The sequence below is a fragment of the Christiangramia sp. OXR-203 genome, assembly GCF_034372165.1.
Taxonomy (GTDB): domain Bacteria; phylum Bacteroidota; class Bacteroidia; order Flavobacteriales; family Flavobacteriaceae; genus Christiangramia.
The window spans coordinates 3,276,235-3,300,049 of sequence record NZ_CP139698.1; the positions used below are offsets into that span (position 1 = coordinate 3,276,235).

Below are 23,815 nucleotides of genomic sequence, written 5' to 3' on the forward strand. Positions count from 1 at the left end.
ATATCTTTATATTTGTAAGACTAAATTATATTACAAATGTCCTTTTCAGATTTATTTGGCTCAGGAGAGCATCTAAGAAACTTAAGTCATTTTGCATCGATTGTAAACCTTGCAGCCATTGACGGCGAGATTAACGATAGAGAAGAGAAATTGCTTCAAAGATTTGCCCGTAAACTGGATATTAACGAAGAAGAATATGCGAAGGTTATAGAAAACCCAAAAGCATTTCCTCTTACGGGATCCAATAGTGTGGAAAGAAGACTAGAGCGCCTGCACGATCTTTTCAAGATCATCTTTGCAGATAATGAGATCGACGAAGAAGAAACTGAACTTATCAAGCGCTACGCGATTGGCCTTGGTTTTTCCAGCCAGGCTTCTGAAGGAATTATCGAGCGTTCTATCCAGATCTTTAGCGGACAGTTAAATTTCGATGATTATCGTTATTTGCTAGAAAAAGATAATGACTGAGACTGATCTTTAGTTTCTGCTTTTCGCATAAATTCTTCAGCTTTTTCCACCATTTTCCTGCTTCCGCAGAAGAAGGGAACACGTTCGTGAAGCTCAGTAGGTTTTATATCCATAATTCTCTGGAAACCATCACTGGCTTTACCTCCCGCCTGTTCTGTTAAATATGCGAATGGATTGCACTCATAAAGCAGTCTCAATTTACCATTATTGGCTTTGGAACTCTTCGGGTACATAAAAATTCCACCTTTGATCATATTCCGGTGAATGTCTGATACCATCGAACCAATATACCTGGAAGTATAAGGACGATCTCCCTGTTCTTCCTGGCAGTATTTGATATAATCCTTTACTCCCTGCGGGAAATGTATGTAATTCCCTTCATTAATTGAATAGATTCTTCCATCTTCAGGAAATTTCATATCTGGATGCGAAAGATACCAGGATCCTAAAGCAGGATTTAATGTAAATCCATTCACACCATGCCCTGTGGTATATACCAGCATCGTTGAAGTTCCGTAAATAATATACCCTGCCGCAACCTGCATATTTCCGGGTTGAAGAAAATCTTCTTTCTGAACCGGAGTCCCAATAGGTGTGACTCTTTGATAGATCGAGAAAATAGTTCCAACAGACACGTTTACGTCTATATTCGAACTGCCATCCAAAGGATCCATCAATACGACATATTTGTTTTTATGATCGCGTTTATGCCCTTCGATCCGGATAAAATCATCATTTTCTTCGGAAGCGATCCCACAAACGATTTCGCGATTTGTCAAAGTCTGAATGAATTTATTATTCGCATAGACATCCAGCTTTTGCTGGTCTTCACCCTGAATATTAGTCTCACCATATGCGCCTATGATATCCACTAGTCCGGCTTTGTTCACCTCGTGATTTACTACTTTGGCAGCTAGCCGAATAGAATTTATAAGTCTGGATAATTCTCCGGAAGATCCCGGGAAATCTGACTGGTTTTCGATAATAAATTCTCCGAGAGTTTGATTTGGCTTAGACATGAAATTGGGTTTCTGGCCGCTAAAGTATTAAATTTTGATCTTACTATAACGATTTCGCTGGCAATACTACTATTGTTTAAATTTGTAGAAAAGTATTTATATGGAAATTAACATTAGAAAGGCGGAAGCCCGGGACATGCAGGACGTGCTTGGCCTTATCAAAGAACTCGCAATCTTCGAAAAAGAGCCAGACGCGGTGATTATTTCTGAAGAAAATCTTATAAGAGATGGTTTTGGGGAGCATCCTCTTTTTACCTGTTTTGTTGCTGAAGTTGAAGGGAAGATCCACGGAATGGCGCTTATATATTTCAGGTATTCCACATGGAAAGGAAAAACTGTTCATCTTGAGGATCTGGTAGTTCGGGAAAGCTACAGAGGCAAAGGACTGGGATCTGCTCTCTATAGCCGGGTGATCAAATTTGCTTCCGAAGAAAAGGTAAAAAGAACAGAATGGGTGGTACTAAACTGGAATAAAAATGCTGCCGATTTTTACCGCAGAAGTGGCGCTAATGTCATGCAGGACTGGGATACGGTACAAATGGATGCAGATGGCATGCACGCCTATCTCCAAAATAAAAATATGCTTTAATATGGCTTTAATAGACTTATCATCTACAATCCCTACTTTTGTTAAAATTTGACTTATGGAATATACAATTAGAGAGGCCAGACGTGAAGATATGCGGGATGTTCTGGAACTTATAAAAGAACTTGCCGCACATGAAAACCATCTCGATGATGTAGAGGTAGACGTTGCTGCACTGGAAAAAGAAGGTTTTGAACATGAAAATTTTAAATGTTTTGTAGCCGATGTTTCCGGAAATATTGAAGGAATGGCGCTGGTATACTTCAGGTTTTCTACCTGGAAAGGAAGAACCGTACACCTTGAAGATCTTATCGTTCGTGAGAGTATGCGTGGAACAGGTCTTGGCGGAGCTTTATACCAGCAAGTTGTAAAATATGGTCATGAACATGGCGTTAAACGTATAGAATGGGTCGTTTCAGAAGGAAATAGAAATGCGATCGAATTTTATGAAAACACAGGTGCACAGATAAAGGAGAGCTGGAAGACCGTACATATGGAAGAAAGTGGCATCCATAAAAATGTGAAAAAGTAGTGATCAAAGTATTTAAGTTTGGTGGTGCTTCCGTAAAAGATGCTGAGGGCGTACGTAACCTTTTAAAGGTTCTTGAAGTTACAGGAACTGCAGAAAAACTGATCGTAATTTCAGCGATGGGTAAAACAACGAATGCTCTAGAGTTTGTTGTTCAAGAATACCTGCAAAATTCCAGAGTTTCAAATACGCTGGAGGAGGTGAAAACCTATCATCTGGAGATTATGCATGAGCTTTTTCCAGATACAAGAGCACAGGTTTTTACTAAAATTCAAAGGCTCTTCACCGAACTCGAAAACTTTTTAGACCATAATAAATCAATACAATACGATTTCGTTTACGACCAGGTGGTGAGCTTTGGTGAATTGCTTTCTACCACTATCGTTAGCGAATACCTTAATAGTCACAATATTACCTCAAAATGGCTGGATGCACGACAATTTATTAAAACCGATAGTACCAATCGGGAAGCTCAGGTAAACTGGAGTAAAACTCAGGACCTCGTACTCAGCCACATCGACACTTCAAAACTTAATATCACTCAGGGTTTTATTGCTTCAGATGCGAACAATTTTACAACGACATTGGGTCGTGAAGGTTCAGATTATTCAGCAGCGATCCTGGCCTATTGTCTTAATGCGGAAAATGTAACGATCTGGAAAGATGTTCCCGGAGTTCTGAATGCAGACCCACGGCACTTTACCGAAACTCATTTGCTCAACCAGATCTCCTACGAGGAGGCTATAGAACTTGCGTTTTACGGTGCTTCGGTGATACATCCAAAAACACTACAGCCATTACAAAGAAAGGAAATTCCGCTTTATGTACGCTCTTTTATTAATCCTGCGGAAGAAGGCACTGCTGTAAGTAAAGGCAGGACTATTTTTCCTGAAGTACCCTGCTTCATCGTGAAAAAGAATCAGGTTTTGATCTCATTGTCATCACTGGATTTCAGCTTTATGGTGGAGAAGAATATTTCTGAAATATTCCGACTTTTTCACAAATATCAAATGAAGGTGGATCTTATTCAGAATTCGGCTATTAGTTTTAAAGTTTGTGTAGATAATAAATTCAACCAGCTTGAAAAACTGATTCAACATCTTAAGGCGCGATTTAAAGTTGATTACAAAACCGGTGTTTCTCTTTATACCATAAGGCATTTCAATGCTGAAGCGATCGCTAGCCTGGAAAAGGATAAAAACGTACTTTTAAAACAATTGACCCAAAACACCGTTCAACTGGTAGCTGAAGTTTGATTCTAGGTCAAAAACTAACCAAACCAGTCAATTATGGGAATTGTAAGTGCAAGAGAAGTAGCCCAAGTGATGAATCTTTGCAAATTTGGTTTTCTTGGCAACAGCATAGGTTGGTTGATCCTCAAAACCACGAAACTTTCTCGCATTAATCGAGAATACGATAAACGCAAAAACCTAAATGGGATTGATTTTATAGATTCTATTCTAAATGAATTTGAAATCGATTTTGATATTCCGGAAAAAGACCTGAAAAGAATTCCAAAGGATGGTGCTTTTATTACCGTTTCCAATCATCCTCTTGGAGGAATTGATGGAATGATCCTGATGAAGCTGGTTCTGGAAAAAAGACCCGATTACAAGGTCATTGCAAACTTTCTTTTGCACCGTCTTGATCCGCTCAAACCTTATATCCTGCCGGTAAATCCTTTTGAAGACCATAAGGATGCGAAGTCCAGTCTGGGAGGAATGAAAAGATCGATCGCACATCTTAAAGCCGGGAATGCCCTCGGAATTTTTCCTGCCGGGGAAGTTTCAACAAGCAGGGACAAGCATTTGATCGTAGATAAACCCTGGGAACCTTCAGCCATGAAACTTATTCAGAAATCGAAAGTTCCAGTGCTTCCTATCTATTTCCATGCTAAGAATAGCGTATTTTTCTATCGCCTGGCTAGTATGAGCGATGTGCTGCGTACTGCAAAATTGCCCAGTGAAATGCTTTCCCAGAAACGTAGAAAAATAAAGGTTAGAATAGGTCATCCAATTTCAGTAGAAGATCAGAAAGAGCACACAAATCTGGAAGCGTATACTGCATTTATACGACGAAAAACATATATGCTTGCCAATGTTTTTGAGAAAAAAAATTTACTGTCTAAACTTCCCAGAACATTAAAGATTCCCAGATCTCCAAAAGACGTTGCTGAAGAAACCAATTCAGAATTAATGAGTCTTGAAGTGGAGAATTGCAGAAGAATGGATAAAAGGCTACTGCAAAGTAAAAACTACGAGGTGTTTCTGGCAAAACGTGAAGTGATCCCAAACATCCTGAATGAAATTGGCAGATTAAGGGAGATCACATTTCGGGAAGTGGGAGAAGGCACCAACAAAAGTGTGGACCTTGACAAATTTGATGATCATTATCACCATTTGTTCCTATGGGATCGAGAAGCTGAAAAGATCGCCGGCGCTTACAGAATGGGAATGGGAAATGAGATTTTTGCAGCTCATGGAATCGATGGTTTCTACCTGCAGGACCTGTTTGGTTTTGAATCAGAACTTTACAAAATGATGAGCGAGAGCATCGAAATGGGTCGGGCGTTTATAATCAAAGAATACCAGCTAAAGCCCATGCCTTTGTTCTTATTATGGAAAGGAATTGTGCATTGTACATTAAGGTTTCCTGAACATAAATATCTTATTGGCGGAGTCACCATAAGTGACAAATTCAGTAATTTTTCAAAATCTCTCATGATCGAGTTTATGAAGTCCAATTATTACGATCCATATGTTGCCCAGTATGTTCACCCCAAGAAAGAATTTAAAGTAAAACTTGTCGATGCCGATAAAGATCTTGTTTTCGATGAAAGTGAAGCTGATCTTAACAAATTTGACCGCATCATTGATGAGCTGGAACCAGAAAACCTCAGACTTCCGGTGCTTATAAAAAAATATATCAAGCAAAACGCTAAGGTGGTTGCTTTTAACGTAGACCCTTTGTTTAATGATGCGATAGACGGACTTATGTATATAAGGATCGCTGATCTACCGGAGAGCACGGTCAAACCGGTGATGGAAGAGTTTCAGAAAGAACTTGAAGAGCGGGCGGCGGCAACTGCAAAAGATAAATAAGCTGCTGTTAAGATACTGTTATTCTGATGTTTTTACTGGACATTGGAAAGCCTGATTCTTAACTTGCAAATCTAAACGCTAACAACATGGAAAATATATTAATAGCCGGTGCAACCGGTGCTACAGGAAAAAGAGTAATCGAAATCCTGAACAACTCTGAAAGTTTCAATCCGCTGGCACTTATTCGAAAAGAAGAGCAAAGACAGCAGTTTGAAGATATGGACGTAGAAGCTGTGATGGGAGATCTTGAAGGAGATGTAAGTCACACCATGAAAGGAATTGATAAAGTGATCTTCGCCGCAGGATCTGGTGGAGGAACCAGTGAGGAAAAAACCATTGCCGTAGACCAGGAAGGTGCTAAAAAACTTATTGATGCAGCGAAAAATTCCAACGTTCAGAAATTTGTAATGTTGAGCGCAATGGCAGCAGATGAACCATCAAAAAATGAAGATCTTAAGCATTATCTAGAAGCGAAAAAAGAAGCTGACGACTATCTTCGTGCAAGTGGATTGAATTATACGATCGTTAGACCAGGTGCGTTGACCGATGATCTTGGCCTTGCTAAAGTTGAAGTTGCAGAAGGTTCACTTGGAAAAAGAGGAGAGATTTCCAGAGATGATGTAGCATTTTTACTGGTAATGTCACTGGCAGATCCATTGGTGAAGAATATGACTTTTGAGGCAATTGAAGGTACGCAATCTATAAAAGAAGCTTTATTAGATCTTACCACTAAAGCTTAAATAAAAGATTAAATCAGGAAAAAAGCCATGCGATGCATGGCTTTTTTTTATTCGTTGTCTTTTTCTTTCTCTTCGAGGAAAACCTGATCTACAGGCTCCCATAATTCGATCTTGTTTCCTTCAGGATCCAGGATCCAGCCAAACTTACCATAGTCATAATTTTCCATTTCGCCTACAACTTCTACTCCTTCAATTTTCAAAACCTTCAGTAATTCTTCCAGGTTCTCTACCCTGAAATTCATCATGAATTGTTTTTCCGAAGGTTGAAAATATTCAGTTTTATGATCCATAGGGCTCCATTGCGTTGAACAATCATTTCCCTGTTTATCCTTCCACCAGAAAGTACAACCGTATTGATCAGTATTCAAACCTAGATGCTGATTGTACCAGCTTTTTGTAGCATCAGGATCTTTCGCTTTGAAAAAGAAACCGCCTAAACCTGTAACCCTGTTTTTCATAATGATTCGAATTTAAAGTTCTATTACTTGTTTAAAGGGAATTGAGATCTTTAATGTTCTAAAGTGAAGCTCTTGCTATTTCTTCTCATCTCCAAAGCTTCCAATGATCTTATCTGCAATCACCGTGGCTAGTTTTTCATGAGATTCTCTAGTCCAGCCTGCAACATGCGGACTCAATAGTGTATGTGGCATGAACATTAGTTCTCTTAAAGCCTCCGGAATAGAATCTGCCGCACTTATGCTTACATTCTTCTTATTCCCGAAAAGACTTTCAAAACTGGATTTTTCATATTCCAGTACATCCAGTCCTGCTCCAAGGATCTTTCCCTCTTTTAATGCGCCAACAAGATCTTCTGTCACCGCACTTTTTCCTCTCGCGGTATTGATGAACCAGATAGGTTTCTTAAAGTTAGCAATAAATTCCTTATTGATCATTTGATGGGTCTTCTCTGTTAATGGAGTATGTAAACTCACGACATCCGCCTTTTCAAAAAATTCATCGTAGGTAACCTGTCTTGCATTCTCATCTGCAATCCCATCTTTTAGATCATAAAAGATAACATCAACATCAAAACCTCTAAGCTTTTTTGCAAAACTCTTTCCCATATTTCCGTAGCCTATTAAACCAACGGTTTTCCCGTCCAGTTCCACGCCACGATTTTCTTCACGATGCCATAATCCTTCGCGAACCTCGCGATCTGCTTTGTTGAGCCGGTTAAAGAGTGATAAGAGCATTCCAAGAGCATGTTCCCCAACGGCATTCGCATTTCCTTCCGGCGCAGAAAATAGTTTGATTCCGCGTTCCTGAGCATATTCCACGTCAATGCTTTCGAGTCCGGCGCCAACCCGGGCGATAAATTTCAAATTTGGCGCAGCATCAATAAATTCTTTATCAATCTTATACCTGCTTCTTATGACGATACCATCATATAAATGTTGATTTTGCAGGGTTTCTTCACGGCTTTGTTCGAAGCCTTCCACATTATGATGACCAGCTTCAGCCAGTTTTTGCATTAATATTGGATGGTTGGTATCTGCGTGTAGGATGATCATGTCTTTCTTATTTGAATTTAGCAATTTTCACAGTTTCAGTAATCTACTGAAAATGCCTGCTGCAAAGTTAAGAATGATTTGGCAGAAGCCGTAGAACAGTCCTAGAAACCTAAGATCGCCTTGGCGATTAGAAAGTAAGTAAGGATCCCGAAAACATCGTTACTGGTAGTGATAAATGGTCCGGTAGCAACAGCAGGATCAATATTATTTTTATTCAGAATAATGGGGATAAAAGTACCAATAAGTGCGGCTAATACAATCACAGAGATCAAGGCCACCCCAATACTGATCGATTCCTGAATAGTGGTTCCGAAGAAATATGAACTAATAGCGAAAACTATAATGGCTATAGAAGTTCCATTTATAAGTGCGAGACCAAATTCCTTTAGTAATCTGGATAGAATATTCCCTCTAAGACTATCATTCGCGAGTCCTTGTACGATGATCGCGCTGGACTGTACTCCAACGTTCCCGGCAGTTGCCTGGATAAGCGGCACAAATACCAGTAAGTTTGGATACGTTGTTAGTATGGTTTCAAAACCAGAAATAATACTGGCAGCTCCAAGACCACCGAACATCCCGATCATTAGCCAGGGTAATCTTGCCCTGGTTTGTTTGAAAATATTATCATCGGCCTCCACATCTTCAGAGATACCTGCGGCCATCTGGTAATCCTTTTCAGCTTCTTCCCTTACAAAATCAAGAATATCATCAACGGTAATTCTTCCTACAAGGCGATTCATTTCATCCACTACGGGAATCGCTTCAAGGTCATACTTTTGCATGATCCTCGCTACCTCATCACCTTCAGTGTGCACATTTACATAGTCCACCTGCGGAATATAAACATCGCTGATATTGGCATTGCTGGAAGCAGTTAGTAGATCTTTAAGGGAAAGTCTTCCTTTTAGTTTATTCTTGGAATCGACTACATAAATTGAATGAACACGGGTCACGTTCTCAGCCTGCTTTCGCATCTCGGCCATACAGCCGGTAACACTCCAGTTCTCATTAACCTTCACGAGCTCTTTTGCCATAAGACCACCGGCAGAATCTTCGTCATAACGAAGCAGTTCCACGATATGATCTGCATGCTCCTCATCTTCAATCTCAGCGATCACATTTTGCTGAAGTTCCGGTGACAGTTCAGAAATAATATCTGCTGCATCATCGGTATCCATTTCGTTCAGCTCTGAAGCGATCTCGCTTGGAGAGAGATTTTCAAGAATACGTTCCCGAACATTCTCTTCCAGCTCCATAAGAGCTTCAGCAGTTTTCTCACTATCCAGAAGCCTCACGATATACGTGGCTTCTTCCAGGTTTATTTCGGTAAGAATTTCAGCAATATCAGCGTGATGCACGTCTTCAAGGTGCAACAACAATTCCTCATCGTTTCCTTGTTCGATGAGGTACTGGATCTTGTCAATTAATTCTTCACTTATTTGAAACTGCATACGGCTCTATTTTTTGCGTCAGTTCAATAAACTGCTGGAAACCGAGTTGTTCCGGTCGAGATCCAAATATAGTATCTTCCCTTAAATTATCTGGAAGATTAAGACTTTTTAAAGAGTTACGAAGTGTTTTTCTACGTTGGTTAAAAGAAGTTTTCACCACGGTGAAAAACAGCTTTTCATTACAGGGAAGACTATAGTTTTCCTTACGTTTTAAACGTAGAACTCCGCTATCCACTTTAGGTGGTGGATTGAAAACTGTTGGGGGCACCGTAAACAGATATTCTGCTTCATAAAATGCCTGAACAAGTACGCTCAAAATCCCGTAAGCTTTACTTCCTTCCTTTTCACAAATTCGTTTAGCCACTTCTTTCTGAAACATTCCAGAAAATTCTGGGATCTGGTCACGCATTTGCAAAACCTTAAAAACTATCTGTGTAGAAATATTATAGGGAAAATTACCAATTACGGCGAACTGTTCCTCTCTAAAGATACTTCCAAGGTCATGTTTTAAGAAGTCTTTTTCATGAATACGACCACGTAAATGCAGGTAATGACTTTCCAGATATTCCACACTTTCTGAATCGATCTCGATTACGTGAACTTCAGTATCTTTTTCAAGAAGATACTTGGTAAGCACACCCATCCCTGGACCTATCTCCAAAGTTTTCCTATATCCGGAATAATCGAGGGTATCCGCGATTTTCCTGGCGATATTCTCATCGGTCAAAAAATGCTGACCCAAATGTTTCTTTGCGCGAACATCTGTATTGGAGTCCTGTTTTGGTGGCCTGTTATTCTTCATGATAATTATTCTGGGGAAGTATATTCACCAATTAGTTCAAGTTCGGTTCTAAAAGCTACAAATTTACCTTCGAAAGCTTTGGAACTTGCCCGCATTTTAGTGGCATCTTCCTGGTAATATCGCTCCAGTACTTCCTTACTTTCCGTAGTATACTGGACTGAATATGTGATGCCACCCATTGGTTCCTGCACCATCACCTTGGTCATCAAAGCTTTGCTGAACTTTCCGGTTTTCAACATTTCCGGGATATGTTCTTTTTGCATCCATTCCATCCATTGGTCGTGGATCTCTTCCTGAATATTAACGGTGACATTGTATATGATCATTTGCAATCTTTTATTGTCAAATATCCGATTTTTGGTCCGGCAAATCAAAATATGCAGAATTATTAAAACTCTTGATGCTTAGACTTCGTTATATATAAATATTATAGTTCATCCATGCTTGGGAGAGAAATCAGTAGTTTAGAACAAAACAATAATTTATCATCTAATTACTGAATAACAACATGTAGCTTTAACCATAGGTTTACTCACGATTTTAAACTATTAATAAAAAGGCGATGGTTAAAGCCTAAGTTCGTCTAACAATTAAATTATTAAATATGAAACGCTTTATCCATTTAACATTTCTTTCAGTTCTATTATCAGTTATTTTCGTAGCGTGTAGTAGCGATGATGATAATATAGACGATACAGTCGAAACACCCGTTACACAAATTAATTCTGTTACTTATGAACTAGGCTCTGTATCTAATTCTTCAATTTCTGGTAAGGCTAAAATTATTGAAAATAGTGATGCTACAATTACTGTTGAACTCTCATTAGAAAATACTTCTGAAGGTTCAGAACATCCAGCCCATATTCATTTCAACACAGCCGCAGAAGGTGGTGACATAGCTATTACCCTGGGCAGCGTAAATGGAGATACAGGTGAAAGCAGTGTTACTTTTAATTCTTTAGACAACGGTACGCCTATAACTTATGAGGAACTGATCGATTTTGACGGCTATATTAATGTACACTTTAGTAGTTCGGAACTTTCTACCTTGATTGCTCAGGGAGATATAGGACAAAATGAACTAACTGGTAATTTTAAAGCCTATGAACTGAATGAAAAGGACATCGCCGGGATAAGTGGTACAATAGAATTTGCGGAGCGGGTAAATAAGACTACACTTGTAACTATTTCTTTAGAGGGAACTATTGAAGGGAATACGCACCCAGCTCATATCCACGAAAATGATGTAGCTACAACGGGGGATATTATTGCTGGACTAAATGCCGTAGACGGAGCAACCGGTATAAGTAAAACGCAGATTGAGAATTTAGTAGGAGGTGCCACCATTACATACGAAGAATTTCTTTCCAGCAATGCTTACGTGAACGTACACTTGAGTGATGATAACTTATCAACCATTATTGCCCAGGGGAACATTGGGGATAATGAGAATATCGATACTGTAGACTCTAAAACATATGATGTTACAAATAATGGTGCAACTGCATATATTTGGAACGGAGAGGAGTTTAATAATAATTCAAATCCCAATCTTACTCTGAGAAGAGGTGAAACCTATACTTTCAATCTAGATGCTCCTGGACACCCTTTCTTAATAAAAACTGTTCAAGGTACTGGCACTTCAAATCTTTATGACGAAGGCGTTACAAATAACGGTGCTGTTTCAGGAACTATAACTTTTACTGTACCAGAAGATGCTCCAGACACGCTTTACTATAATTGTGAATTTCATGGAGTAATGACAGGAACAATTAACATTACAGATTAATCGATAATTTGATTAAAACTTATGACCCAATGCTCTAAGCATTGGATCATATTATATAGGAATAACAGCATACGGAAAGGTATGAAAGAAAAAACCTAAAATCCTGTAATCTAATATTTTGGGATTATTCTATAATGTCTCCCCGAAGCAAACGATACTTTTTACGGGCATCTGTGAAATAAATACTATTGGCAAAGTTAAAGATAATTTGCTCGTAAAGAGTCTTTGCCTTCTCTGGATGTTCCAGCTTGCTTACGTAAAGTTCGGCAAGATAAAAATGTGCGTTATCTGCCAGGATATCATCACCATACGATTGGATGATTTGTAAATAATTATTCTCAGCCCTATCATAACTTGCTTCGTATTCAAAAAGCTTTGCCTGCGCATACAAAGCTTCATCCTCTATACTTTCACCCTTATGCGTTTCCAGGATCGTATCCAGCATGGAAATAGCTTCTGAATTTCGCTTCTGAAATGCCAGCAGGTCTGCCCTTGCATACTTTTTAAGTGCAGTTTGCGTACTATCTTCCTGGCTATTGTCATTGATAAGTAAACTCAGTTCCATGGCATCATTCGCGATCAATTGCGAAGTAGATTTTTTAAGAATATCAAGCTGAGATTTCGCCCATTCAAAATCACCCTTATAGTAACTAGTCTTAGCAACCTTCAACCTGGCATCCTGCGCCATGACATCGTTTTTCACCAGGTTTTGCACCTGTGAATAATAGATCAATGCCTGGTCGAACTTTTCCTGCATCACCAGGATATCTGCCAGCGCCATTTTTACTTTCGCTTTTTCAAAATTTGATAATTGTAGTTCCTGAGCGTTATCAAGCAAAGCGATCGCTGCTTCTTTTTTATCTCTTCGGAAAGCTCTAAAGTTTGCCAGATCGATCTGAAGTTCCAGCGTTTCATTATTAACTCCGTATTCTCCAATCAATTGCTCAAATGCCAATTCAAGGTCATTTAATCCTGCTGAAGTTACCGCTTCTGTTCTGAGTTTTAGCAATAGATGTCTGGCCTGTAAATTAAAGGCCGTTGATGGTGATTCTTCGATCGCATAGGTCAGGATTTCCTGTGCTACCTCAAATTGCTTCGCTTCCCGTGCGAGCAATGCAAGATTGAGAATCCCCTGTAAGTTCTTTTCTCCTCTTTTATAAATTGCGCGCTCCTGAGTAAAAGCTTTATCGTATTGCTGCTGCTGCACAAAAAGCCAGCTTAGCATTTGATTATATAATAATCTTGGATCTTCCTGTGACCTCTTCAGTAGTAATTTTCTAAAATTGATATTGGCTTCCGTAGCAGGATCATCAGTGATATAACGACTAAATTCCCGGTTTGCCAGGCTATAGAATTTTGTATCATCTTCTATAAGATCGAGATAATTAGAGAACATCTTTTCTGTATTTCCCTGTTCCCCGTAGATTCTTGCAAGTTGTAAATTAAAGTTCTGAGCGGGATTGATCTCCATTGCACGCTCGTAAGCTTTTACTGCATAGTCGAGTAAACTGTATTTCTCAAAACTTCGGGCAATAGAATAAGCATAATTAGGTCGGGATTCTCCAGCCTGCAAAGCTTCCTGGTAAAACTGTTCTGCCCGCTCCAGGTTTTGCTGAAGTTCGTAGTTATGACCAATATCAATAAGGATAGCTGGATTATTTGCCGAAGCGCTCATACGCTCCCGCAAAAGATCTTCCGCAGCTTTGAAATCCTCCAGTTGTTGATATGAACTTACGAGACCGTTAAAAATTATTGGATTGGAAGGATTATCCTCGTAAATATCCTGGTAGATCTTAAGTGCTTTTTTGTATTCTCCCTGATCGAAAAAATTCCTGGCAAGCTGCTCAGATTGTGCAACCGCTATAGAGCCGGTGAGCAGGAAAATCAGCATAAATAAAAAACAGCGCATATGTAAATATAAACATTTGCGCTGTTCCAGAATGGTGAACCTCAGGTTAATCGATAAGATCGAAACCGCAATATGGAACCAGAACTTCAGGAACTTTAATTCCTTCTTCAGTCTGGTAATTTTCAAGGATTCCGGCAAGTACTCTTGGTAAAGCCAGGGCGCTACCATTTAAAGTATGGGCCAGTTCCTTTTGATTTTCTTTATTCTTGTATCGTAATTTAAGTCGGTTTGCCTGAAAGGTTTCGAAGTTTGAAACCGAACTTATTTCCAGCCATCTATCCTGAGCAGTAGAGAATACTTCAAAATCGAAAGTAAGCGCCGCTGTAAATCCAAGATCACCACCGCATAGACGCAAAATACGGTATGGCAGTTTTAATTCTTTAAGCAGATTTTTAATGTGATCTACCATCCCATCTAAAGCTGCATAAGAGTTTTCCTGAGTTTCAACTCGTACGATCTCCACTTTATCAAATTGATGTAAACGATTCAATCCTCTTACATGCGCTCCATAAGATCCAGCTTCTCTTCTAAAACATGGAGTATAACCGGTACATTTAATTGGAAAATCTGTTTCGGTCATCAAATTATCACGAAACATGTTCGTCATAGGAACCTCAGCCGTTGGGATCAGGTAAAGATCATCTTCGGTAACATGATACATTTGCCCTTCTTTATCTGGCAACTGTCCTGTTCCGTAACCTGAAGCTTCGTTGACCATAAGAGGCAATTGATATTCTGTATAACCAGCTTCGGTTGCTTTATCCAGGAACCAGGAAATTAAGGCACGCTGTAATCTCGCTCCTTTTCCTTTATACACCGGAAATCCTGCTCCAGTGATCTTATTCCCTAGCTCAAAATCTATAATATCATACTTCTTAGCCAGTTCCCAGTGTGGTTGAGATCCTTCGGCTAGTACCGGAACATCACCATCTTTAAATATCTCCTCATTGTCCTCTTCGCTATTACCGGCGGGAACAGATGGATGTGGAATATTTGGGATCGTATATAGCAACTCCTGCAATTGAGCTGTGGTGCTATTAAGTAATTCTGAAAGATCTTTAGAATCTTCCTTTAATTTCCCGGTTTTTTGCTTTAAAACATTAGCCTTCTGGTGTTCCCCATTTTTGAACATAAGCCCTATTTCTTTCGAAAGCTTATTGGATGTCGCCAGGGTATCATCTAATTGCGCCTGCGTGGACCTTCTGGTCTCATCCAGTTCGAGGATCTTATCGAACACAGCTTCAGCCTCAAAATTTCGCTTTTTGAGTGCCTGTATATATTCGTCTTTATGTTCTGCTATTTTGGAAACCTGTAACATAAGGCCTGAAAATTTTAAATGAAGTTGAAATTTTTATAAGCTGCAAATGTAGCAAAAGCAGGCTAGAAAATTAGTCTTCAGTAGAAGGTAAAATCCAGTCATGATGACGAAAATGTTGCCATTCTTCAGCCGCCAGATCTACCTTTGGATCAATAAGGGTTTTATAGGGACCACGATTCACCCTTATTTTTCCTTCAGTATAAACCTCTATTTCCATACCTTTTTCAGCATATTCCTGCTCGAGTCTTTGCGCAAATTGCCAGATCATGTCCGGTTTGCTTGGAATAGCTTTTAATTGTTTTCGGGACAGGTAATCTTCTTTCTGAACAATGATGGTATCGCTGGTTCCTTTTTCTACTACTTTGAAAGTAATTCTACCACCTTTGCCTCGCAACATCATTCGCCAGCTTAAGCGATGTCCTTCTTCGGTCCATAGTACATCATCCTGAAAAAACCAATGTCGTAAAGGCAATGCGATCTGTATAGCGAACCACACTGCCAGAGCGCCAATAAAGATCTTATTCCAGGAAGGAACATTGATCTCATTTCCAGTGTAAAATCTCTTCTTTCCACGCAGGAATATCTTGTTGATAGTTTCCGAAGGAAAAAAGAAAATACAGAAAGCGAGCGACATATAGGGAAAAATGCCAATATGAAAGATAAAGCTATTGAAAAGATGGAAGAATATCGCAGCGATAAATGCTGTTAATCTTGTTCTTTTCCAAAGTAGCAATGGGATAATCAGCAGATCAAAAAGGAGTCCGAAATAAGTAATCGCGTAGCGAATCCAGGGTTGTTGAAGAAACTCTCCAACCAGCCAGTAATCCTTCTTAGAAGCCATTAGCATCGCAGGAAAACTACCATCCAGCCAGTCTGGGTAAAATTTGGCTACGGAAGCATAAGTATATACAATCCATAACTGAAGTACGATTACCACCCAGACCCACCTGGGCATGGAAATTCTGCTTATTTCCGGTTTTCTCCACGCATCTATCGAAAACCAACGATGTGCCGGCAGAAAGCTCATGATAAAACATAACAACATGAGCAGGTAGTAATGATTATTATAAGAAGATTTCTGCATTAAATACACCCCAGCCCACATGATCCCGTAGAGTACCATGGACATTCGATATTTGAAACCCATCATAACAAAAATTCCGAAAACCCCCATGATCGCATAATACCAGATCATCCCATTTCCAGGCAGCGGTTGTAGAAATTCGAATCCAATAAAATTGAAGGTGAATTCTGGTTCTATCATGGTTCGGCGAATCCAACCAGTGAAAATAGCGCCAAATGCTTCAATGGTGATCAATAATCCAAATAACGCACGAAAAACAACAAGTGCTGAATTATCGACTTCTTTGAATAACCACCTATTCAGCATAATTATCCTTGATATATTGACTTGAAAATGCCTGATCCTGCTTCATGGCGATCTTTAATTCTTGTACTGAATTAAATTTCTTTTCATCGCGGATCCTTACCAGCATTTCTATGGTAAATTCTTTTCCGTATAGATCTTTATCAAGATCAAAAAAGTAAGTTTCTATCGTTTGCTCCTTCCCTCCAACAGTAGGATTTGTTCCAATATTCATCATTCCAAAAATGTTCTGTCCATCCATCACAGATCTTACTACGTAAACACCATTCTTCGGTATTAGTTTATAATCTTCAGGAATCTCCATATTTGCGGTGGGATAGCCAAGATCTTTGCCAATCCCTCTCCCTCTAACCACGGTACCCTTCAGAGTAAATTCGCTTTGAAGGTAAATATTGGCCTGTTCCACTCTCCCCTCCAGAAGTGCTTTTCGAATCTTTGTAGAACTTACAGCTACTTGCTCCACGTCCTGCTGAGAGATCTCTTCTACCTCGAAACCAAATTCTTTTCCAAATTGCTTGAGATCATTGATATCTGCAGTGCGATTACGCCCGAATCTATGGTCATAACCAATAATGATCTTTTTTGCCCTGAGTTTATTTACAAGGATATCCCGTACGAATTCCAGTGCCGTTAACCTCGAAAATTGATGTGTAAAAGGATGAACCACAAGGTGATCTATCCCTGTTTGATCTAATAATTGCTTGCGCTCCTCGATCGTATTGATAAGCTTGATATCGCTTTCCTTCTGCAATACCATTCTTGGATGAGGAAAAAAGGTTAGCACTACCGCGTCCAGGTTGTTGGCGTTGGCAGAGTTCACAAGGCGATCTATGATCTTGCGATGTCCTGCATGAACACCATCAAAAGTCCCTATGGTCACTACAGTTTGACGTTCACTACTAAATGAGTTTGCACCTTTATGCTCTTCCAAATCCTGTTATTTTCCGTTATATGAATTCATGGTATTGGAAACTCCAGCTGTTCCAAAGCTCAATATTAATTCTGCGGAAGTTTTCAAACGTTCCGGCATCTTCTTAAGTTCATCACCTTCCCATTCACCAAGTACATAATCTATTTGTTGTCCTTTGGCGAACTCATCACTGATCCCGAATCTAAAGCGATTGTATTTCGTGGTATTTAATTGTGCCTGTATATCTTTGAGTCCATTATGACCACCGTCGCTACCTTTGGTTTTGAGTCTCAAAGTTCCAAAGGAAAGGTTGAGATCATCTGTCACTATTAGTAAATTTTCCAGGTTGATTTTTTCCTTCTGCATCCAGTAATTTACTGCCTTCCCGCTAAGATTCATATACGTGCTGGGCTTGAGAAGCACAAATGTTCTTCCTTTAAATTTAAAGCTGGCAACGTCGCCCAGTTTCTGGGTTTCAAAGCTCACCTCTTTTTCTCTGGCAAGTTCATCAAGGATCTTAAATCCTATATTATGCCTGGTATTTTCGTATTTCGGGCCAATGTTTCCTAAGCCTACGATCAAAAATTTCTTCATGGGATCTATTTGCTTCCCGGTCTCTTTCTTACGTAATATCCTTCCGAAGAATGAAAGCATCCAATTTAGTTTTCGTAAAGATAAAATTTATCAGCTACTTTGAAATTAGATTACTAAAAACCGAATGATAAAATTCTGCTAATAAAAAAAGCATTCCGAAGTGGAATGCTTTTCTATATGAATTAAAGACTAAGACTAGTTGTCTTCTCCTTCTTTTACTGCTGCCACATCATCAGTCTCAGTAGCTGGTACTTCGTCTGGAGCAACTTCATCTTCGTCATCATCATCGTCAAGAGCAACAATGTTACGAGAAGTTCTTACCTGACAGATTACTGTGTTATCTGGATGCTGGATCACATAATCCTCACTAGCAACACCAGTTACATAAAGCTTCTGACCGATTTTAAGTTTAGATACATCTGCAACGATGTAATCAGGAAGATCTCCAGGTAAACCTCTTACCTTAAGACGACGAAGGTTGTATCTTAGTACACCACCGTTCTTAACTCCTCTTGCAACACCTTCAGTGTGAACAGGAATTTCCATTGTAATTGGCTTATCATCGAAGATCTGGTAGAAATCGATGTGAAGGATAGAATCATTCACTGGGTGAAATTGAATATCCTGAAGAATTGCATCAAAAGATTTTCCATCTTTCAATTTAATTTTAACTGTATGTACATCTGGAGTGTACACAAGGTCTTTGAATGAGATTTCCTCTGCTGCAAAGTGTAGTGGATCACCTTCTACGCCGTACAATACGCAAGGAACCTGTCCAGCATTACGTAGTGCCTTCGTTGCCTTCTTGCCTACGCTTTCTCTTTTAGATCCGTTGATCGTAATTGATTTCATTGTTGTAATTTAAAGTTATAACAAATGTCGTCGGGTCCGCTTTGGACTGCCTTCATTTGCCAAAATTTTGAGGTTGCAAAAGTAAAGCTTTTTCTGAATCTATAAAATACTGATCCTTAAAAAGTTCAGATGAATTACAGAGATCATGATTTTGGTATCTCTCACTGGAAGTTCATCTATTATTTGTATAAATTGAAGCTTATTTAATTCTGAAGTACATGGAGAACCCATCTGAAACTGTAAATGCCAACAAGCGAATAGCCGCGATCGATCTTGGCACAAATTCTTTTCATGCCGTACTGGTAGATATTTATCCTGATGGAAGTTTTAGAACGGTAGACAAACTGAAGGAAATGGTTATTCTTGCCGAAAAAGGAATGGATAATAAATTAAGTGAAGAAGCCATGCAACGTGGCCTTAACGCTATGAAAAGAATTAAGTTTCTATGCGATAGCATGCACGTGGAAGAAATCATCGCCTTCGCCACTTCAGCCATACGGGAAGCCACCAATGGAGGAGATTTTATTCAACGAATGAAAGCGGAATCTGGCATCAAAGTCAGAGCAATCTCGGGCAGTAAGGAAGCAGCATTAATAGGGCTGGCGGTTCAGCATAGTATAGCTCTTTCCGAAGAACTGGTCTTGATGGTAGATATTGGAGGAGGTAGCGTGGAATTTATTCTGGGTAATAATGAGAAGTTTCTCTATTCTCAGAGTTTGAAACTCGGCGTTGCCCGCATGGCGGCAAAATTTGTTTCTAATGACCCTATTAGTAAAGAAGAGATCAAATCCTTAAAAAAACATTATAAAAAAGAACTTGGTGAACTTTCAGAAATACTAGCAAAACATAAAGTTAGAACCATTATTGGAAGTTCCGGAACCATGGAGAATATAGGAGCCATGATCGCCAACAGAAACTCTCATACGGTCAATATGAGCCTGAACGAACTGGTTTTTGATGTTTCAGAATTTAAAAAACTTTACAAGGATTTTATTCAGCTTGATCGCCAAGAACGTGAGGATATTAGTGAGCTGGATGAAAAAAGAATAGATATCATCAATCCGGGAATGGTGCTGGTGAAATATCTTATCAAGGAATTTAATATCGAAGAAATCAAAATTTCTGAAGCTGCGCTTCGAGATGGGATGATCCTCGATTTTATCAAAAAGGAACGTCCAAAACTTGATCTGGTCGCTAATTATCCTGAACCACGTAAGCGTAGTGTCCATGAACTCTTACGGAAATGTCACTGGATGGAAGATCACTCCCGGCATGTGGCTGCGATGAGCCTGCAATTATTCGATGCTTTTCAAAAAGATCTTAAACTGGAAGAAGCAGATCGCGAGCTACTGGAATACGCAGCCTTAATGCATGATATTGGTTATTATATCAACTATCGTAAACATCACAAACATACACTGTATATAATAAGACATGCAGATCTACGTGGTTTCAACGAAGATGAGATCAATATCATGGCGCATACCGCTCGTTATCACCGAAGAACTATTCCAAAAAAGAGACATTATCTTTATAAGCAGTTATCCAAGAAACTACGCAAAAGGATCGAAAAGCTAGCCGCATTACTACGTCTTGCCGATGGCCTGGATCGCAGTCACTACCAGAACGTTCAGGAATTGGAGATCATTAGATCTTCAGAGAAGATCAGGTTGCAAATAACAACGCTCGGGGATCCGGAACTGGAAGTCTGGGGAGGTTTACGCAAGGCAGATCTCCTTAAGGATATTACTGGAAAAGAGATCGAGATCATCACGATAGAAAAACAAAACAAACAGAATCAAGCATAAAAAAGCCGGTTTAGAACCGGCTTTTTTTAATGTTGTATCAAATACTGAAGTTACATGATGAACTTTTCACTAATGGAGCGATTATCATTTACACTCTTCATCACATCTGCAAAAAGATTTGCACAGCTCACCACCTTGATTTTCTTGCTTTCCTTTCTTAGTGGAATGGAATCGGTAACGATTAATTCCTCAAGTTTAGATTTTTCTACACGCTCATAAGCTTCACCAGAAAGTACAGGATGCGTACAGATGGCACGAACGCTTAAAGCTCCGCGTTCCATCATAAGGTCTGCTGCTTTGGTTAGAGTTCCTGCGGTGTCAACCATATCATCTACCAGGACTACATTTTTCCCGGTAACATCTCCAATTAGCTCCATATGGGAGATCACATTTGCTTTCGCTCTTTGCTTGTAGCAAATCACCACATCGGTTTCTAATGCTTTGGAATATGCATAAGCTCTTTTAGAACCACCCATATCTGGAGAAGCGATGGTCAGGTTATCAAGTCCAAGATTCTTTAAGTATGGAAGAAAAACAGTACTGGCGTAAAGGTGATCCACAGGTTTTTCGAAAAATCCCTGGATCTGGTCGGCATGAAGATCCATTGTGATGATCCTGGTTGCACCAGCAGTTTCGAGAATACTTGCGATCATTTTAGCTGCAATGGGCACACGAGGTTTATCCTTACGATCCTGTCTTGCCCAGCCAAAATAAGGCATCACCGCAGTAATATGTCTTGCTGACGCACGTTTTGCAGCATCAAGCATTAGAAGCATTTCCATCAGGTGGTCACTACCGGGATGGGTAGAACCAATGATAAAAACCCTGCTTCCTCTTACAGACTCCTCGAAGGATGGCTGAAATTCACCATCACTATACGTGGAAGTGATCACATTCCCAAGATGAGTGCCGTAATGATCGGCGATTTTCTCGGCCAGCTCCTGGCTTTGTGTACAGTTAAAGATTTTAGCTTCCGTAGTCGGCATTTGTTGTGTTGTTTAGTTGTGTTTGTTATTGTGCCGTAAATTTAGAAAAACTTCCGCGCGAACCGGGCATAATTTGCTAACGGAATTTTAAAAATTACAGTTCCCCTGTTTAATGAGTTAGATCTATGACTACAGCTGCATTCCCCATTCATCCAATTCACGCAGAATATGCTCCAAAGATTTCCCTTTTTCAGTAAGTTGATATTCAACTTTGGGAGGAACCACCGGGTAAACCTTGCGTAAAACCAGTAAGTCTTTCTCCAATTCACGAACTGTTTGCGTGAACATTTTATTACTGATCTCTGGAATTCTGGATTTCAGAATACCAGATCTTTCCGGACCATCCAGTAAATGAAAAAGTACCAAAGGTTTCCATTTTGTACCAATAAGGTTCATGGTCGCATTTAAAGGACAAATATTCTTAGATATAATTCTCGACATAAACCTCTGATTATGTTCTATTTACTCTTTTTATAACCTATACCACTTTTAGGTAACTTATTGTTTACGAGGCTAATATACCGTAATTTTGAAGCTCTAAACAATAAGGTTATGAAAAAAGAAAACGCTTATCCAAGATCATTTTCACATATTGGAATTACTGTTCCAGACCTCCAGAAAGCTGTAGATTTTTATTCTGAAGTAATGGGGTGGTACACGATCATGAAGCCGGCGAAGGTAGAGAAAGACCCTGATACTGCCATTGGACAGATGTGTATCGATGTATTTGGAAACGACTGGGAAGAATTTGAGATCGCACATATGTCTACTTCAGATGGTGTGGGTATCGAGTTGTTTTCATTTTCTAAGGGCAAAAAAGAAGCGCCAGCATTCAACCCATTTAACACAGGATTGTTTCATTTCTGTGTACAGGATCCTGACATTGAAGGTCTAATTGAAAAAATTGTCGCCAATGGTGGGAAACAGCGAATGCCCATTAGAGAATATTACCCGGAAGAAAAACCTTTTAAAATGTGTTATGTTGAAGATCCTTTTGGAATTGTATTTGAAATTTATACGCATAGTTATGAACTCACTTATTCATCTGGCGCCTATTCAGAATAGAATAGTGAACTGAAATATATACCTTGAGACCTATTTAAACGTTCTAATTCGATGTTTACTCATGCTGTTTTCAGGTATTTCAAAGAGATCAATACATACAATGTTCCGCTGGCGATCATCATTGGGATCGCTGCCGGACCCCTGTATGCCCTGCTTATTTTTAGCAGTTTTGGTGTTTTTACAGGTATGCTTGCATTTGATTATTTCAAAAAGCATCAATACTATATGTATGAGAACCTGGGATTTAGCAAATCATTCCTGCTAAGTCGTGTTTTTCTTCTTAATATTCTCATTACTGTTATCTGCGGAATAATCCTGTTGCTATTTTGAGAATTCTTCAGGCCCGAAATATTCAAAAGAGCTATGCAGATAATATTCTGAATGATCTGAATTTTCAATGTAAAACAGGTGAAATGATCGGAATCTTTGGTAGGAATGGATCCGGAAAATCTACGCTTCTAAAAATTCTTTTCGGAAAAATAAAACCCGACCAGGGCAGCATTTATCTTGATGAACGGGAACTGACATCATCCTCCATCATTTCAGAAAAATTAATCGGCTGCTTACCACAGGATAGTTTTCTTCCGAAGAATTCAACTGTACAGGATATTATTCCTTTTTTCCATCCAGACGGAGAAGCTCAGGATCGCATATTCTATGCTAAAGGAGTCGGGAATTTTGCTTCGAGAAAGATCAAAGAACTAGCCATTGGCCAGCGGAGGTATCTGGAATTACTTCTCGTGGGCAATCTTGACCATCCATTTTTACTACTGGACGAACCTTTTTCTATGGTTGAACCTCTTTACAAAGAGTGCATTATTGAGTTCATTACTAACCTGAAAGCTAGAAAAGGTATTATCATCACAGATCATTATTACCAGGATGTTCTGAATGTTGCCTCTAAAAATTTTCTTCTGAAAAATGGGAATTTAGTAAGTATTTCTTCTGAAGCAGATCTGCTTACCGAGGGCTACCTGAAAACATAAA

General features: G+C 39.3%; 25 protein-coding genes. 11 read left to right on the top strand and 14 right to left on the bottom strand.

The genetic code is table 11. The annotated features are described in order from the left end of the window. Positions 1-36 precede the first annotated feature (36 nt). On the top strand, positions 37-468 hold the full coding sequence (locus tag T8I65_RS15175; RefSeq protein ID WP_322301384.1) for a TerB family tellurite resistance protein: 432 nt from the start codon (positions 37-39) through the stop codon (positions 466-468). Here T8I65_RS15175 and fbp read toward each other — a convergent pair. Next, positions 441-1,487, bottom strand: coding sequence for a class 1 fructose-bisphosphatase (gene fbp / locus T8I65_RS15180; protein ID WP_322301385.1), 1,047 nt, complete (start codon positions 1,485-1,487; stop codon positions 441-443). The genes T8I65_RS15175 and fbp overlap by 28 nt on opposite strands. A 100-nt stretch (positions 1,488-1,587) precedes the next feature. On the opposite strand from fbp, the gene T8I65_RS15185 reads away from it, so the two are divergent. From T8I65_RS15185 to T8I65_RS15205, 5 genes are all read left to right on the top strand, one after another. Next, positions 1,588-2,076 carry a GNAT family N-acetyltransferase gene (locus T8I65_RS15185; protein ID WP_322301386.1) on the top strand — a complete coding sequence of 163 codons (489 nt, stop codon included), beginning with the start codon at positions 1,588-1,590 and terminating at the stop codon, positions 2,074-2,076. Positions 2,077-2,131: 55 nt separating this feature from the next. Next, positions 2,132-2,605: a GNAT family N-acetyltransferase gene (locus T8I65_RS15190; RefSeq protein ID WP_322301387.1), complete on the top strand. Its 474-nt coding sequence runs from the start codon at positions 2,132-2,134 to the stop codon at positions 2,603-2,605. A 2-nt stretch (positions 2,606-2,607) separates the two neighbouring features. Then, positions 2,608-3,858, top strand: coding sequence for an aspartate kinase (locus T8I65_RS15195; RefSeq protein ID WP_322302808.1), 1,251 nt, complete (start codon positions 2,608-2,610; stop codon positions 3,856-3,858). Positions 3,859-3,891: 33 nt separating this feature from the next. Further along, complete coding sequence (locus tag T8I65_RS15200; protein WP_322301388.1) at positions 3,892-5,703, top strand: lysophospholipid acyltransferase family protein; 1,812 nt, start codon at positions 3,892-3,894, stop codon at positions 5,701-5,703. 86 nt (positions 5,704-5,789) lie between these two features. Then, positions 5,790-6,443, top strand: coding sequence for an SDR family oxidoreductase (locus T8I65_RS15205; RefSeq protein ID WP_322301389.1), 654 nt, complete (start codon positions 5,790-5,792; stop codon positions 6,441-6,443). Positions 6,444-6,490: 47 nt separating this feature from the next. On the opposite strand, the gene T8I65_RS15210 is transcribed toward T8I65_RS15205, so the two are convergent. The 5 genes from T8I65_RS15210 to T8I65_RS15230 all read right to left on the bottom strand — a co-directional run bounded on the left by T8I65_RS15210 (position 6,491) and on the right by T8I65_RS15230 (position 10,536). Continuing rightward, entirely contained in the window at positions 6,491-6,901 is a 411-nt protein-coding gene (locus tag T8I65_RS15210) for a VOC family protein (RefSeq protein ID WP_322301390.1), read from the bottom strand. A gap of 75 nt (positions 6,902-6,976) precedes the next feature. Beyond that, positions 6,977-7,954 carry a 2-hydroxyacid dehydrogenase gene (locus T8I65_RS15215; protein WP_322301391.1) on the bottom strand — a complete coding sequence of 326 codons (978 nt, stop codon included), beginning with the start codon at positions 7,952-7,954 and terminating at the stop codon, positions 6,977-6,979. Between the two features lie 101 nt (positions 7,955-8,055). Next, positions 8,056-9,408: a magnesium transporter gene (gene mgtE, locus T8I65_RS15220; protein WP_322301392.1), complete on the bottom strand. Its 1,353-nt coding sequence runs from the start codon at positions 9,406-9,408 to the stop codon at positions 8,056-8,058. Further along, positions 9,389-10,210 carry a 16S rRNA (adenine(1518)-N(6)/adenine(1519)-N(6))-dimethyltransferase RsmA gene (rsmA, locus tag T8I65_RS15225; protein WP_322301393.1) on the bottom strand — a complete coding sequence of 274 codons (822 nt, stop codon included), beginning with the start codon at positions 10,208-10,210 and terminating at the stop codon, positions 9,389-9,391. The genes mgtE and rsmA overlap by 20 nt, the downstream gene beginning before the upstream one ends. A gap of 5 nt (positions 10,211-10,215) precedes the next feature. Then, a complete protein-coding gene (locus tag T8I65_RS15230; protein WP_322301394.1) occupies positions 10,216-10,536 on the bottom strand; it encodes a DUF4286 family protein in 321 nt (106 codons plus the stop codon). Positions 10,537-10,814: 278 nt separating this feature from the next. Here T8I65_RS15230 and T8I65_RS15235 point away from each other — a divergent pair, with 278 nt between their 5' ends. Continuing rightward, positions 10,815-11,999: a hypothetical protein gene (locus T8I65_RS15235; protein WP_322301395.1), complete on the top strand. Its 1,185-nt coding sequence runs from the start codon at positions 10,815-10,817 to the stop codon at positions 11,997-11,999. A gap of 124 nt (positions 12,000-12,123) precedes the next feature. Here the strand turns inward: T8I65_RS15235 and T8I65_RS15240 are convergent, their stop codons facing one another. From T8I65_RS15240 to T8I65_RS15265, 6 genes are all read right to left on the bottom strand, one after another. Further along, positions 12,124-13,908 (bottom strand): tetratricopeptide repeat protein, encoded by a 1,785-nt coding sequence (locus tag T8I65_RS15240; protein WP_322301396.1) that lies wholly within the window; start codon positions 13,906-13,908, stop codon positions 12,124-12,126. Between the two features lie 46 nt (positions 13,909-13,954). Further along, positions 13,955-15,226 carry a serine--tRNA ligase gene (gene serS, locus T8I65_RS15245; RefSeq protein ID WP_322301397.1) on the bottom strand — a complete coding sequence of 424 codons (1,272 nt, stop codon included), beginning with the start codon at positions 15,224-15,226 and terminating at the stop codon, positions 13,955-13,957. Between the two features lie 70 nt (positions 15,227-15,296). Beyond that, positions 15,297-16,616: an HTTM domain-containing protein gene (locus T8I65_RS15250; RefSeq protein WP_322301398.1), complete on the bottom strand. Its 1,320-nt coding sequence runs from the start codon at positions 16,614-16,616 to the stop codon at positions 15,297-15,299. Further along, positions 16,606-17,544 carry a bifunctional riboflavin kinase/FAD synthetase gene (locus tag T8I65_RS15255; protein WP_322301399.1) on the bottom strand — a complete coding sequence of 313 codons (939 nt, stop codon included), beginning with the start codon at positions 17,542-17,544 and terminating at the stop codon, positions 16,606-16,608. The genes T8I65_RS15250 and T8I65_RS15255 overlap by 11 nt, the downstream gene beginning before the upstream one ends. 6 nt (positions 17,545-17,550) lie before the next feature. Then, the gene (gene pth, locus T8I65_RS15260) at positions 17,551-18,177 is read right to left on the bottom strand and encodes an aminoacyl-tRNA hydrolase (RefSeq protein WP_322301400.1); all 627 of its coding nucleotides are present in this window, start codon (positions 18,175-18,177) and stop codon (positions 17,551-17,553) included. Positions 18,178-18,312: 135 nt separating this feature from the next. Next, complete coding sequence (locus T8I65_RS15265) at positions 18,313-18,969, bottom strand: 50S ribosomal protein L25/general stress protein Ctc (RefSeq protein WP_322301401.1); 657 nt, start codon at positions 18,967-18,969, stop codon at positions 18,313-18,315. Positions 18,970-19,187: 218 nt separating this feature from the next. On the opposite strand from T8I65_RS15265, the gene T8I65_RS15270 reads away from it, so the two are divergent. After that, positions 19,188-20,777 (top strand): Ppx/GppA phosphatase family protein, encoded by a 1,590-nt coding sequence (locus T8I65_RS15270; RefSeq protein WP_322301402.1) that lies wholly within the window; start codon positions 19,188-19,190, stop codon positions 20,775-20,777. A gap of 50 nt (positions 20,778-20,827) precedes the next feature. Here the strand turns inward: T8I65_RS15270 and T8I65_RS15275 are convergent, their stop codons facing one another. Continuing rightward, entirely contained in the window at positions 20,828-21,763 is a 936-nt protein-coding gene (locus T8I65_RS15275; protein ID WP_322301403.1) for a ribose-phosphate pyrophosphokinase, read from the bottom strand. Between the two features lie 129 nt (positions 21,764-21,892). Beyond that, the gene (locus T8I65_RS15280) at positions 21,893-22,204 is read right to left on the bottom strand and encodes a helix-turn-helix domain-containing protein (protein WP_322301404.1); all 312 of its coding nucleotides are present in this window, start codon (positions 22,202-22,204) and stop codon (positions 21,893-21,895) included. A 111-nt stretch (positions 22,205-22,315) separates the two neighbouring features. Here T8I65_RS15280 and T8I65_RS15285 point away from each other — a divergent pair, with 111 nt between their 5' ends. Genes T8I65_RS15285 through T8I65_RS15295 form a run of 3 tightly spaced genes read left to right on the top strand, consistent with a single transcriptional unit; the run spans position 22,316 to position 23,814 of the window. Further along, complete coding sequence (locus tag T8I65_RS15285; RefSeq protein WP_322301405.1) at positions 22,316-22,828, top strand: lactoylglutathione lyase family protein; 513 nt, start codon at positions 22,316-22,318, stop codon at positions 22,826-22,828. A gap of 51 nt (positions 22,829-22,879) precedes the next feature. Next, on the top strand, positions 22,880-23,158 hold the full coding sequence (locus T8I65_RS15290; RefSeq protein ID WP_322301406.1) for a hypothetical protein: 279 nt from the start codon (positions 22,880-22,882) through the stop codon (positions 23,156-23,158). Beyond that, positions 23,155-23,814, top strand: a complete 660-nt coding sequence (locus T8I65_RS15295) for an ATP-binding cassette domain-containing protein (protein WP_322301407.1) — start codon at positions 23,155-23,157, stop codon at positions 23,812-23,814. Before T8I65_RS15290 ends, T8I65_RS15295 begins: the two co-directional genes overlap by 4 nt. The last annotated feature ends 1 nt before the right edge of the window (position 23,815 follow it).